At 64.2% G+C, this 13183-nt stretch carries 9 protein-coding genes and 1 tRNA gene; 5 read left to right on the top strand and 5 right to left on the bottom strand.

Annotated elements, in window-relative coordinates; all coding sequences use genetic code 11:
- Positions 1 to 67 precede the first annotated feature (67 nt).
- A complete protein-coding gene (locus AVR91_RS31775) occupies positions 68 to 832 on the bottom strand; it encodes a COG1361 family protein (protein WP_228709399.1) in 765 nt (254 codons plus the stop codon).
- A gap of 1122 nt (positions 833 to 1954) precedes the next feature.
- Between AVR91_RS31775 and AVR91_RS31770 the strand changes: the two genes are divergently transcribed.
- The 4 genes from AVR91_RS31770 to AVR91_RS31755 all read left to right on the top strand — a co-directional run bounded on the left by AVR91_RS31770 (position 1955) and on the right by AVR91_RS31755 (position 7918).
- Positions 1955 to 6238, top strand: coding sequence for a golvesin C-terminal-like domain-containing protein (locus tag AVR91_RS31770; protein ID WP_228709398.1), 4284 nt, complete (start codon positions 1955 to 1957; stop codon positions 6236 to 6238).
- A 60-nt stretch (positions 6239 to 6298) separates the two neighbouring features.
- The gene (locus tag AVR91_RS31765; protein WP_063277464.1) at positions 6299 to 6613 is read left to right on the top strand and encodes a hypothetical protein; all 315 of its coding nucleotides are present in this window, start codon (positions 6299 to 6301) and stop codon (positions 6611 to 6613) included.
- Positions 6614 to 6889: 276 nt separating this feature from the next.
- Positions 6890 to 7816, top strand: a complete 927-nt coding sequence (locus AVR91_RS31760; RefSeq protein WP_455577842.1) for a metallophosphoesterase — start codon at positions 6890 to 6892, stop codon at positions 7814 to 7816.
- 28 nt (positions 7817 to 7844) lie between these two features.
- Positions 7845 to 7918 (top strand) — tRNA-Pro (locus tag AVR91_RS31755).
- Positions 7919 to 8271: 353 nt separating this feature from the next.
- Here the strand turns inward: AVR91_RS31755 and AVR91_RS31750 are convergent.
- A complete protein-coding gene (locus AVR91_RS31750) occupies positions 8272 to 8952 on the bottom strand; it encodes a methyltransferase domain-containing protein (protein WP_063277462.1) in 681 nt (226 codons plus the stop codon).
- 39 nt (positions 8953 to 8991) lie between these two features.
- On the opposite strand from AVR91_RS31750, the gene AVR91_RS31745 reads away from it, so the two are divergent.
- Complete coding sequence (locus AVR91_RS31745; RefSeq protein ID WP_063277461.1) at positions 8992 to 10836, top strand: prolyl oligopeptidase family serine peptidase; 1845 nt, start codon at positions 8992 to 8994, stop codon at positions 10834 to 10836.
- Between the two features lie 15 nt (positions 10837 to 10851).
- Here the strand turns inward: AVR91_RS31745 and AVR91_RS31740 are convergent, their stop codons facing one another.
- The 3 genes from AVR91_RS31740 to AVR91_RS31730 all read right to left on the bottom strand — a co-directional run bounded on the left by AVR91_RS31740 (position 10852) and on the right by AVR91_RS31730 (position 13110).
- The gene (locus tag AVR91_RS31740; protein ID WP_016337898.1) at positions 10852 to 11037 is read right to left on the bottom strand and encodes a 2-hydroxymuconate tautomerase; all 186 of its coding nucleotides are present in this window, start codon (positions 11035 to 11037) and stop codon (positions 10852 to 10854) included.
- Between the two features lie 10 nt (positions 11038 to 11047).
- Complete coding sequence (locus AVR91_RS31735; RefSeq protein ID WP_016337899.1) at positions 11048 to 11674, bottom strand: TIGR03085 family metal-binding protein; 627 nt, start codon at positions 11672 to 11674, stop codon at positions 11048 to 11050.
- Between the two features lie 62 nt (positions 11675 to 11736).
- The gene (locus tag AVR91_RS31730) at positions 11737 to 13110 is read right to left on the bottom strand and encodes a glutamate decarboxylase (RefSeq protein WP_063277460.1); all 1374 of its coding nucleotides are present in this window, start codon (positions 13108 to 13110) and stop codon (positions 11737 to 11739) included.
- Positions 13111 to 13183: the final 73 nt, after the last annotated feature.

Here is a 13183-nt window from a genome sequence, read left to right as displayed (position 1 = left end):
ACGTCCGTGAAGGCATCCTTCCGGCCGTGGCGCACGGAAGAAGGCCTTCACGGACTACCTGACGGCTCTAGCCGCTAACCCGCTTTGCCATGATGGTCAACGAGGTGTACTGCCCGGTTCCGTCAAGGCGCATGGCCGGTTGGATACCGAGCTCCCAACCAGCCGGTACGTCTTCGAAACCGATATGACGCTGCGCCGCTCCGACGGGGATCCCGTCAAGTGAGAAACGACCGTTTGCGTCAGTCGTCGTCACAACATGGTTGGCTCCTGGATCCCAGACGTAGGCGATGGCTTTCACACCAGCCAGTTCCTCGCCCGGAGTGGGTAGGCCATCGCCGTTCGCATCGGCGAAAACCTGGCCGGCGACACGATCCGTCGTTCCGGCCGGGACAAGATTCACGGTGACATCTTGGAAGTTGTCCGCAGGGTTGGCCTCGGCCAGCCCCGTCGCGTTGATCCGCACCACAGGACTGCCCCCAACCAAGCTGGGGACATTGCCGACCAAGTGGTAGGTCCGACTCTCCCCAGGGGCAAAGGTGGCGCCGTGGCCATGAACGTCGAGGTCACGCCACGTCTGGTACTCCCAAGTTAGAAACGCGCCGAACTGGGAGAGACCGGTTGCCTTGACCTCGGTCGCCGGGGCATCTCCGTTGTTGGTGATGGTCAGCTCGACCGGGATTTCCTCGTCGGCCAGGTACGGGCCTTGTGCCACTGTCGCCGTTACCTTCAAATCCGGGCCGGCTGTAGCGAAGGCCGGCCCACCTACTGTGACGATGGCCGCCACAAGCGCGCTGACGACATATACAGATCTACGGGACAAGCAATTTGACATTGGATTTCCTCAAATCTTGCCCAGACGTAAATCGAGGCATTTAATCGATTCCCATAAAGCCTTCATGAAACCACCGTACCGACAACAAGAAGACCGGGAATTGTCGGATTGCAACGGTCAAACTTGAAGCATCAGCAGCCGACACCGACGATCAATTGTGTGGATTGCTCAATCAAAGCCGGACACGTCCTCGAATCGACCATCCCCACAGCTAGCATGCTCGAATCTGCGGAGCGGGGTCCTTGCCGGTAGCAAGCCAGTAACCAGACACGAATCCATTGCCCCGCTCCCACGGGTCCACATAATTCCCGCTGCCGTAGTACCAAACGTCATCGCCATTGATGGACTCGCCACGCCTCCAGCACTGCAATTCGAACGTCTCGTTCTTCGGGAGCGTTACCACGCGGCCAGACTGCGAGTTCGGCTGAGTTCGCACGTTCAAATTGGCGAGCGTAGAGGAACACCACACGCTATACGCCTGGTATGCACAAGTGAAGACCTCCTCCGTCGAATCGGGCGATGCCTCCGCGACCTGCACAGCACCCAATGAAGCCAACACTGACAGACCTAAGACGGCAAAGGTACGCTTCACCTTCATACTCATCACTCCCTGAAAATAAATATCGAAAGCAGCAATCGGCCACGAGAAGTTCGAGCCGCAGCTCTAGTCAACTAATCCATTCAAATAATTATCGCGCAACGACAATCAGTTCGCGTCAAACTTTGCCGCACGATACGGGAATCGATACGAACGTCACGGACTCTCGACAGACGCGAAGCCGAGAATCTTTGGCATTTGTTCCCCACGAAGACAATGCCGCGTCCAACCAGTGTCGATCAATCGACCGTTCGAGTGACGAGCGATCACCGAAGACCGACGCGCCAGCAGGCGGACCTCCGAGCGGCCTATTGCGCCACCTCGGGAAGTTCGATCTACTTCCAAGTGATCACTGTTCTTGGCACATCATCGCGCTCCGGGGAGGGAGCCGGATGTCTTACATATACCGCTTCAACCCATGGTATCTACCACGCTATTCGTAGCTTCTTGCACGACTGTTTACGAATCACCTCTCTCGCCTGCAAACAACTTCCTCGGTTGCACCTACACTTCGAGGCGGCAAAATGAAGGCTTCCATGAAGGTTCGACCCACGTACACCTACCGTCGAAGATGGCTTGCCGCAGTTCTGGCCGCCGTTCTGACTTCGGCTCTAGCCAGCACCCCCGCTGAGGCACGGCAAGAAGTGCTTCCAGACAAGGACGTAGAGGTCGCGCCTCGACCTCTAACCGCACCGCGGCAGATCCCAACTGAACAGCGCACTTCCCAGCTCGGGCCCGGCTGGAAGGAGTCCACTGACACAGCCTGGACCACGAGTGGCGACGCACAGGGGTTTCACCTCCTCGTCGCCAAACAGTCTGACGGATATCAGTGGCGAACGGCGGCCACGCTGTCGGAAATCGGATTCGACACCGATCAATGGATCGGAAACGCCTGCGTCACGGCATCCGGAAAACGTGCCGTTGTGGTCTATGCGCCGCGGACGTTCACCAACAAGGAAGCTCTGGCGGGACGAGGCGGGTTCACCGCGACCGTGAATCTCGAAACCGGGGCAGTGCAGAAGTTGCCATTACGCTCCAGCCTTGCCTATTTCAATCCAGGCTGCGGAGACGGCGAATCCGCGGTTCTGACCCAGGAAGGCCACGAATCACTCGGGAAAACTCGCCTCCATCGCCTCGACGCAGCGGCGGGCACCTTCAGCAAGCCGATCGAGGTAGCGGGCCAACTCACCTCGGCAGTACCAACTCACGAAGGCATCGTGGGCGCGGACTCCGGCGCCCTAGTCCGGGTGTCCGCTTCCGGAGAACGTCGCGTTGTCGCGCCGGCGACCGGCGTGCCGTTCCGGCTGGCAGTCGACGCCGATGGCGGCGTCATGTTCATCGAGCGCGACCAGAATCGCGCGACTGTCAAACGGGCTGCGGGCGGACGCGTGAACACCGTCGCCACCGGCGAGCTGGCCGCATTGGATATCGCCTCCGCACGTGGGGGGAGGGTCTTCATCACCGGGAAGGCCGACTCCGTCGCCAAGTCGGTGTCCAGCGTATCCGTCGTAGCAGCACCGGCAGGCGCCAAGGTTTCGACCGAGGGCCACCTCGCAGTGACCTCCGTTCGTAAAACCCGGCAGGACGATCCGCGGCTTCCTGCTCAGGACCCACTCGCGGCTCAGCCCGTGAATGTGTCCGCAATCGCCCTCAAGACCGGCAAACAGATCGAGCTCACGACGATCCCCGGCCAGTCGAGCAGGTTCAGCCCGGCAGACGACAAGGTCCTTCACCCGTCGCTCTCCGGTAGAAGTGGCATCCGACCACAATCCGCTGATCCGAACAATCCGGCGGATTTCGCCGAGAGGTTCTGCTCCGTGCCGCGTGGTGATCCGCGCAACCAGACCATGCAGCCCAAGCCACGACAGGTTGAATGGGCGGTTGACCAGGCGGTCCGTGGAGTGCTGAATGTTCAGCGCCCCGCCAACTGGAAGAACCTCGGAATGCCCGCCTACACCCCTCAGGGACTCTTCCCCTCCATCCCACTGTCCGGCGGCGGGTACGTACCCGCCCAGATCATGCTCGGTGTAGCCGCACAAGAATCGAACCTATGGCAGGCAGCACGCTTTGCCCTCCCCGGGGTGACTGCGAACCCACTGATCGGAAATTACTATGGCATCGACTACTACAACGACACCGCAGCTGACGACTGGACCATCAACTGGCCAGATGCGGACTGCGGGTACGGCATAACGCAGGTAACCGATGGGATGCGCCTCGCCGGCAAGGAGAAGCCCGGAGAGGTAGCACGTCCGTACGGTCATCAACGAGCCATCGCACTTGACTTCGCGGCCAACGTGGCCGCCGGACTACAGATTCTCCAGAGCAAGTGGAACCAAACACGTGAAGCTGGGCTGCTGGTAAATAACGGCGACCCAGCGAAGCTCGAGAACTGGTTCTTCGCTATTTGGGCCTACAACTCCGGCTTCTATCCAAACAAGAACGACGGCTCCCCATGGGGAGTCGGCTGGCTCAACAATCCCGTAAACCCCCGCTATCCAGCCAACCGTCTCCCCTTCCTCGAATTCACCTACGAGGATGCCTCCCATCCTCAGGACTGGCCTTATCCCGAAAAGGTCATGGGCTGGGCCGGACATCCTATCGAATCCCTCGAATCTCCCGGCAATTTCGTACACGGCTACCGTGCCGCCTACTGGAACGGCGGCGACACCGCCGGCCCAGTCAACCGGCAAAAAGTCAAACCACCGGTCACCCAATTCTGCGATACCAGCAACAATTGCGAGCCAGGATCCAAGCACACCCCCAATGACCCTGACGTCATCGGCGAACCTGCTGGCCCCTGCGCGCACAAAAACACTTCCGGCCTATTTGACCTAAGATGCTGGTACCACCAGCCCAGCACCTGGAAATCTGACTGCTCTTACTCATGTGGCCGCGAAGTGCTCCGATTCGATCCTGGTTTTGCCTATCAAGAAGATGCCACAAACTACGCACCGAACTGCGGCCTCAGCGGGCTTCCTTCCGGAGCCTTGATCATCGATGACGTGCCCGATGGAGTGCCAGCAGTGCGTCCCGACTGTGGCAGACCATGGAGCAACGCGGGCACATTTACACTCAACTATTCCGACGACGGAACCGGGCATTTCCCCGGCAAGGTCGACACCCATCAGATCGGCGGCGGCTTTGGCGGCCATTTCTGGTTCACCCACACCCGAACTCGAGCTGCAGAGTCCGGGAAACTCCAGGTCAACGCGACCTGGAAACTCAACCGCCAGCATACTGGCCCAATGAAGGTGCTTGTGGCACTGCCCGACCACGGAGCGCACACCAAGCTGGCCGCGTACTCAGTCAACACGGCTCGCGGCACACGAACGCAGACCACCTCCCAGCCAGGCAGCGGAAACCGCTGGGTCCCGATCGGCACATACATGTTCGAAAACACTGTCCCCCAGGTGACACTGAGCTCAGTAACGGAAGACGGCGATGGGAGTCAGGACATCGCATTCGATGCTGTGGCGTTCGTACCCATCAACGGAACCTATCATGAAGAATCCGTTGAGGCAGTAGCCCAGTTCGACGAGGACCAGGACATTGACACTTCTGGCGGCGCATCCTGGCTAAGTGGGCCATTAGCGAACAGGAAATCACTCTATGAATGGGCGAGCGGAATAACCAACCGGATCCTAACATTTCCCGTATGTCAAGGTGCAGCAAACTCCGGCTGCGTCGGCCAACATACCCGCTCAGGGCTTGAAATCTGGCGACGTCAGATACTGGAAGCAGGCATGGACCCGGTAAACCATCCAGACGGCAACAGTATTGGCACATGGATCGCCTTCGCCCAACCCTATAACGACCGACCCTCCAGTGACAGACGGCCGGCTCACTTCGACGATTTCAACCGATTCAAAATAAAAATTAAAGCAACAGCCATGTTTGTCAGTGATCCTTCAGGGAAAGTTGTCGACGGATCCGAGTTCACGAGTTATGAACACCAGACAGGAAATACTCACCTGCCCAAGTTCTTTTTGGAACTGATAAAGAATCTGCAAGCAGATTATGACATCAATGCACCCAACCTAAGCTATTCCATGCCAAATCTTCTCAAGCACGATGGAGTGTGGCGAAGAACTGATCCCACCAACACCGGCATACTCCCCGGACGGTCCTATGTTAGCGCCGGCAAAGCACCCGTACTGACCGATTCTCAGGGCACACCCACGAGAACCAGTGCCACCTGTGTTGCTGCGTTGACGAATGGGGGAGGCTCGATCGGCTACCGCCCGATGCTCAGCCAGTCAGGACCGGTTAGCGCGATGAAGAGCTGGTCGGAGCAGGTCGGTACCGACATACGACTTCCAGAGGGACTACGCAAGCTAGGGGTTACTGTCCGAGATATGTTCTTCAACAACGGCTTGGCACCCAGCGTTGACGCCAGTATATTTACGCAAGCGCCACCGATCTGGCAGGAACTGAATTTCCTGGCCTGCACTGATGGCTCTATGCGCAAGCTCGGCGGGAATCCACTACTCAGAAGCAGCCACATGCCGAGTCAGTACCTCTACCATAACAGCGTTGCGATAAATCTCGATGGAACACCTTCACGCAGCGCAGAACCGGTCATCAGAGGAGACTTCGTAGCATTCAGCTCGTTGCCAGACCCTACCGGCGGCCCCGCCCCCTGGGGAAGCGCACATGGCAGGTGCGACGTTGGAACGGGACAAAACGGTAACCCTTGGGGCATGACACCCGTCCCCATCCCGGAGAACCCCGGGATAGACCCTGAGTCAGCCACGTTCTGTCTTGATTCGAAAATCACGCCGGATCCCTCGCACAGCGGAAGGTAGGTGATATGCCGAGCCTTGCTCCGGTTAACTACCACCGACAATCAGCACGAAGGAGTTGCCGTGGCCGGAGCATGGCTCGTCTACATCCTCGCGTTCACTGTGTCCACCTACCTCGCCAGCAGGGCGTACCCGACACCACGAACCAAGCTCGTCGCACTATCAGTCCATATGCTGCTATCCGCAATTACGGTGACGGCGCTGAGCGTGGCGACGGTCAGCCCCAAGGAGCCCGGCATCATCGGGCTCTGGTTGGCGATCTTCGGCCCGGGCGCAGCCATCGCCCTGGGCCGCCTCCTCGTCCTACTGTGGCACCAACTTGCCGGCACCGAGCAGCGAGCATGGAACAGCACACCGAAAGACGATGGGCAGAACTGATGCTCTTTCACCGGCGCAAGTCACAATCTGTCACATACCGCTAACTTTGAGTGACTGCCTGGCGGCCTAACGGGGAACAGCGGTCGACAAGACCATGTCGGTCGATCGCGACACTCCGCGCCGGCCACGGAAGGTGAAGAAAAGAGGCCATTCCAGCGATTTACCGAGATCGCCGGAATGGGGGCGAACGATCACCACCGGAGAGCACGTAAACTGGACATTGTGAGCACGCTCAGTAACGAAAGCACTTCGGGGGCGACGGTACGGCGCTTGGCCGTGGGAACCGTCGCCCTGGGAGCCGCGACCCTCGGTTACGCGGTCGGTATCGAAAGGCGCCGGTGGACGCTTCGCACCGCGGAGCTCCCGGTCCTCGCGGCAGGGGCGAAGCCCTTCACGATCCTCCACATCTCGGACCTGCACATGCTGCCCGGACACGTGAGCAAACAACGCTGGGTAGCGGCGCTCGACGAACTCGAACCGGATCTCGTCGTCAACACCGGTGACAACCTGTCACATCACCAAGCCGTCCCGTCCGTGCTGCGCGCACTCGGCCCCTTGCTGGACCGGCCCGGCGTGTTCATCTTCGGCAGCAACGACTACTACGCGCCGAAGCCGAAGAACCCCGCGCGCTATCTCATGCCGAAGGGCAAGAAGAAGCGGATCCACGGCGAGCACCTGCCGTGGCGCGACCTCCGCGCGGCCTTCGTCGAACACGGGTGGCACGACCTCACCCACGTCCGGCGCACCATCGAGGTCGCCGACCAGTACGTGTTCACCGCCGGCGTCGACGACGCGCACCTCCACCGCGACCGCTATGCCGACATTGCCGGCCCCGTGGACACCGCGGCCGCCGTCCGCATCGGCGTCACACATTCGCCGGAGCCCCGCGTGCTCGACGAGTTCGCCGGCGACGGCTACGACCTCGTCCTCGCGGGCCACACGCACGGCGGGCAGCTCCGGGTCCCCGGCTACGGCGCGCTCGTCACCAACTGCGAGCTGGACCGCACCCGCGCCCGCGGCGCGTCCCGCTGGGGCGCCCAGATGTGGCTGCACGTCTCCGCCGGACTGGGCACCTCGCCGTACGCCCCGGTCCGCTTCGCGTGCCCGCCCGAGGCGAGCCTGCTGACCCTCGTGCCACGGGGCACGACCAGCGAGAACCACCGGAAAGCAGCCCCCCGCAAAGCCCGAAACACCGTCCGCTAAACTTCTCCTCGACCCGCTAAGAAGTATCCGGGGTGTGGCGCAGCTTGGTAGCGTGCCTCGTTCGGGTCGAGGAGGTCGTGGGTTCGAATCCCGCCACCCCGACGCAAGATCGAAAGGGCCTTGCTCGCCTTCGCGAGCAAGGCCCTTTCGCGTTGCGGCATGACGCCTTCCTTCAGAAGCCCACCGACCAGGACGATGCCCAAGTCACCGCGCCCCGGACAGCCCCCGCCACTCCCAGGGGGGCGACCCCGGCTCCAGCGTATCGCCGAGGGGCGTCGGGACTGGGCTGATGAGGGGGCGGCGGGGCCAGTGGTCCACAACGGCGGGTGCCTGTGGACAACCCGCAGCGCGCCCGAAGGCCGAGGGTTCCCAAGTCGCTGAGTGCCCCCGATGTGGCATTGGGGACACTCAACGTCCCCAATGCCACATCGGGGGCGCCGAAAGCCGAAAGGCGCTCAGCGGGTGGCGAGCAGCTCGGTCCAGCACTGCGCGAAATCCCCATCCCCCGAGCGCGCCCACGACCACGCCGACCGGGCGGCCGAGGCGAGCTGGTCGCGGTCCGGAGTCGTCGCGGTTTCCAGCGCCGTCACCAGCCCCGCCTCCACGGACGTCGCCAGCGCGCGGTACGTCGTGTCCGTGCGGTAGCGGATTTTCGTTCGTACGTCGGTGAAACCGGCGGCCGCGACCGCGGCGGGAAGCGAGCGTCCGGCGAACGGATCACCGCCCGCGCGGCGCCACAGCAGATAGTGGCCGCGGAGGGCGGCGTCGACGTTCGCCGTCTTCGGCCGCAGCCGCGCCCGGCTCCAGTCCGATGTGGACAGTGCGAGGGTGCCGCCCGGCCTGAGGACGCGCCGGAACTCCGCCAGCGCGGCACCCGGTTCCTTCAGATACTCGAAAACGGCGTGCGCGAAGAGCACGTCCACGGCATCGTCGGCGAACGGCAGCGCGCACGCCTCCGCCACCAGGAAGTCCACTGTGGACTTTCTGTGCCCGTCGCCGATACCGAGGGTGATCGAACCCGGCCCGCAGCCGACGTCGACGCACCCCATCCCCGGCCCGAACAGCGGTTGCGCGAACACGGCCCGTTCGACCGCCTGACGCGCGGACCGCGCGCGTGGCGCGTTTCCCTCCAGCACCCCGCACACAGTACGGCTCCCGAGTGGCAGGATCGAGGGGTGAGCACGCAGTCAGGCACTGAATATCCGTCCGCGGCGGTCCCGGACCGCCTGTTCGACGACGCCGAAGCCGAGAGCAGGTGGCGGGCCCGCTTCCACGCGCCGCGCATCTCGGTGCCCGAGTGGGCCATCGACGCCCCCGACGCCAACGTCTACGTCTCCAACGCCAGCGGCGTGTGGGAGGTCTACTCCTGGGACCGGTCGACCGGCGAGCACCGCCGTGTCACCGATCGACCCAACGGCACCATGCACGCCACCCCGTCCCCCGACGGCCGCTGGATCTGGTGGTTCAACGACACCGACGGCGACGAATTCGGTTCCTGGGTCCGCGAACCGTTCGCGCCGGGAGCCGCCGCCGAGCGCGCGGTGCCCGACGTCCACGACGGCTACCCCGCCGGCCTCGAGATCGGCACCAAGATGGTCGCCGTCGGCGTCTCGACCGACGACGGAAGCGAACTATTCGCCCATATCGACGGCGAAACCACGTCCTTCTACAAACACGAGGACGACGCCGGGATCGCCTCGCTGTCCCGCGACGAGTCGCTGCTCGCGATCTCCCACTCCGAGCACGGTGATTCACGACACCCCGCGCTGCGCGTCCTGTCCACCGACGGATTCACGACGATCGCCGACAAATGGGACGGCGAGGGCAAAGGCCTCGGCGCGCTCGAGTACTCACCGGTCGCCGGTGATCAGCGGCTGCTGGTGCTGCACGAGCGGCGCGGCCGCGAAGAGCTCCTGATCTGGGACACCGCCGCGGACACCGAGCAGGAGATCGAGCTGGATCTGCCCGGCGAGGTGGTCGCGGGCTGGTATCCCGACGCGACGGCATTGCTGGTCGTGCACTTCCACCAAGGCCGCAGTTCCCTGCACCGGTACGACCTCTCGACCGGCGAGCTGTCCTCTTTGGACACTCCGCCCGGCCGGATCGGCGGCGCGGGCGTGCGGCCCGACGGCACGGTCGAGTACTCGTGGTCCAGTGCCGCGCGGCCGACGGCGGTGCGCGCGCGGACAGCGGGCGGCGAAGACTCCGTGCTGCTCGAACCGCCGGGTGATCGGGCCCCGGAATCCGTACCGGTCACCGACGCGTTCGTCGACGGTATCGGCGGGCAGATCCACGCACTGGTCTCACGTCCGGCCGACGCGCAGGAAGGTCCGCTGCCCACGGTCTTCTCCTTGCACGGCGGGCCGCATTCGGCCGACGAGGACCGCTTCTCCGCGTACCGCGCCGTCTGGCTCGACGCCGGATTCGCCGTCGTCGAGGTCAACTACCGCGGTTCGACCGGGTACGGCTCGGCCTGGCGTGACGCCATCGAAGGCCGCCCCGGCCTGACCGAGCTCGAAGACGTCGCCGCCGTGCACGACTGGGCCGTCCAAAGTGGACTTTCAGATCCGGAGAAGTGCGTCGTGAACGGCGCTTCGTGGGGCGGGTACCTGAGCCTGCTGGCGCTGGGCACCCAGCCCGCGCGCTGGGCGGCGGGGATCGCCGGGGTGCCGGTGGCGGATTACGTCGCCGCGTACGAGGACGAGATGGAGCAGCTCCGGTCGTTCGACCGGGCACTGTTCGGCGGTTCGCCGGAGACGGTGCCGGCGGTGTACCGGGAATGCTCGCCGATCACCTACGTCGAGGCCGTGACGGCGCCGGTGCTGGTGCTCGCCGGGGACAACGACCCGCGCTGCCCGATCCGGCAGGTCGAGAACTACCTCGACAGGCTCGCGAAACGGGAGATCCCGTTCGAGTTCTACCGGTTCGACGCGGGCCACGGGTCGCTGGTGATCGCCGAGACGATCAAGCAGACCGCGATCGAGGTGTTCTTCGCGCTGCGGGCCGTCGGGCTTCGCTGACCCCGGCGAACGGGGTCAGCGCTCCGAGAAGAGAGTCCCGCCGGACGCCCAGTGTTCGGCGGGAATCTCGTTGATGGTCACCCAGACGCCTTCGGGATTGCCGCCACAGGTGCGGACGAAGGCGTCGGTCACCTCGCGCACGAGGGCCTGCTTCTGCTCGGCCGTGCGGCCGGGGAACATCGAAACACTGATCATCGGCATGGCCGGAACTCTAAAGCCCGCGGTCGTGCTTCCGCAGACGGTCGACGGCGTAGGCGTCACCTTCGAAGGTGATCCGGGCGGCGTCACGGCCGAAGACGAACAGCAGCAGCTCGATCGGCGCGCCGATCACGGTCACCGTGTCCGGGCCTTCCTTCACCCGCGCTTCGCGGCCTTCGGGGGTCTTCAGGATGACGCCGACCGGTGATTTCCGCAGGTTCAACTTCGAGGCCTGCTTCGCCGACTTCCACGCCGCCGCGTCCCGCGCGGAGTCCGCCGGACGCGGCTCCCAGCCGGGCTGTCCGCGGCGGACGTCCTCGTGGTGGATCAGGAACTCCGCGCTGTTCGCCAGCTCGTCGACCGCACCGATCGACGTCGGCCAGTACCAGGCGGGGCCGGACCGGACCTTGCCGACGACCTCGGACCACGGCCGTGCGGCGTAGGAGTCCTGCACCCGCTGCGTGTACGAAGCGAGCGCGGGCACCAGGATGCCGGGCGCCGCGTCGGGCCGCCGCTCGCGGACCAGCAGATGCGCCGCGAGATCCCGCGTCTTCCAGCCCGCGCACAAGGTCGGCGCGTCCGGGCCGACCTCTTCGAAAAGCTCGCTCAACGCACGACGTTCGTCTCCGGCGACTCCCATAGCCCCCGACGTTACGCGCCGGTAGGGCCCGGGGAAATCCGGCGTGACGCAGGGCACCCGGCTCAGTGATGGAACGCGGTCCGCGGTCGCGGGCCGTGATCGAGCTCGGGCAGCAGGCGGCGGAGGTCGGCGAGCAGCAGATCGGCGAGGTCGTGGGTGAAACCGTTGCGCACCACGATCCTCAGCACGGCGAGGTCGGTCCGGTTCTCCGGGAACGTGTACGCCGGGACGAGCCAGCCGCGCTCGCGAAGCCGCCGTGACACGTCGAAGACGTCGAAGCCCTCGACGTCCGGCTTCGTCGTGAAGGCGAACACGGGCAGCTGATCGCCGCGCGTCAGCAGCCGGAACGGGCCCAGCTCGGCGATCCCGTCCGCCAGCTGGGTCGCGACGTCACGCGAAGCCTGTTGCACGGCACGGAAACCTTCGCGGCCGAGCCGGACGAACGTGTAGTACTGCGCGGCCACCTCGGCGCCGGGACGGGAGAAGTTCAGCGCGAAAGTCGGCATGTCGCCACCGAGGTAGTTGACGTTGAAGACGAGTTCGTCGGGCAGCGCCTCCTTGTCACGCCACAGCACCCAGCCGACGCCTGGGTAGACGAGCCCGTACTTGTGCCCCGAGGTGTTGATCGACGCCACCCTCGGCAGGCGGAAGTCCCAGCTCAGCTCCGGATCGAGGAAGGGCGCGATCATCGCGCCCGAAGCGCCGTCGACGTGCACCGGGATGTCCCAGCCGGAGCGTTCCTGCAATCCGTCGAGCGCGGCGGCGATCTCGGCGACCGGCTCGTAGCTGCCGTCGAAGGTGGACCCGAGGATCGCGACGACGCCGATCGTGTTCTCGTCGCAGCGGGCGATCGCCTCGTCGGCGGTGAGATGGAAGCGGTCGCCGTCCATCGGCACCAGCCGCGGCTCGACCTCCCAGTATTCGCAGAACTTCTCCCAGCAGACCTGGACGTTCGCGCCCATCACCAGATTCGGCCCGCCGGTGCGGCCCAGCTTCGACCAGCGGCGCTTCAGCGCCATGCCGGCGAGCATGCAGGCTTCCGACGAACCGGTGGTGGAGCAGCCCATGATCGCGGTGGGATCGGGCGCGTGCCACAGATCGGCGAGGATGTTGACGCAGCGCCGCTCGAGTTCCGCGGTCTGCGGGTACTCGTCCTTGTCGATCATGTTCTTGTCGACGCATTCGGCCATCAGCTCGCGGGCCTGCGGCTCCATCCACGTGGTGACGAACGTGGCGAGATTGAGCCGGGCGTTCCCGTCGAGCATCAGCTCGTCGCGTACCAGCTGGAGCGCGGTGTCGGGCGGGAGCGGGTCTTCGGCGAGGCTGTCGTGCGGGAGACGGATGTTCGCGGCGAGCGCGGGATACGCCCCGGCGTACAGCGGATTGCCCCCGGTCTTGCGGTCCGGATCGGACGCGGTTCCCTTGTGCAGCACCATGGACCGAACGTAGCCCGGTGCACGGCCGGTGGCACCTTGATCGCCCCGGGCGTGCAATGAACGGGCCGTTCCT

The organism is Amycolatopsis keratiniphila subsp. keratiniphila (genome assembly GCF_001620365.2).
Taxonomy (GTDB): domain Bacteria; phylum Actinomycetota; class Actinomycetes; order Mycobacteriales; family Pseudonocardiaceae; genus Amycolatopsis; species Amycolatopsis keratiniphila.
Note: the sequence above shows the minus strand (reverse complement) of the source record. Positions and strands in the feature narration are given on the sequence as shown.